Source organism: Pseudomonas sp. FSL R10-2964, from assembly GCF_009600035.1.
GTDB classification, from domain to species: Bacteria; Pseudomonadota; Gammaproteobacteria; order Pseudomonadales; family Pseudomonadaceae; genus Aquipseudomonas; species Aquipseudomonas bubulae.
This window is the reverse complement of the sequence record NZ_WIWH01000164.1, coordinates 1-230: the sequence shown is the minus strand read 5'-3', so window position 1 is coordinate 230 and position 230 is coordinate 1. Positions and strand designations below refer to the sequence as shown.

The 230-nt window shown below is 62.6% G+C and carries 1 pseudogene; it reads left to right on the top strand.

The features are described 5' to 3' along the window. Positions 1–230 (top strand): annotated as a pseudogene (locus GHN92_RS23780) (IS30 family transposase); the annotation flags it as partial.

The window sequence follows — 230 nt, the reverse complement described above, 5'->3', positions numbered from 1 at the left end:
ATTGGGAAGGCGACCTCATCAAGGGCAAGGCCAACGCCTCGTCCGGCGGTACGCTGGTGGAACGCACCAGTGGCTACCTGATGCTGGTGAAGATGAACGACGCGACGGCGACTTCGGCGCTGGAAGGCTTCAGCGCCGCGCTCAATGGCATGCCGCTGGAGATGCGCAAGAGCATGACTTACGACCAGGGCCGGGAGATGGCGCGACACGCTGAGATCACCCAAAGAACC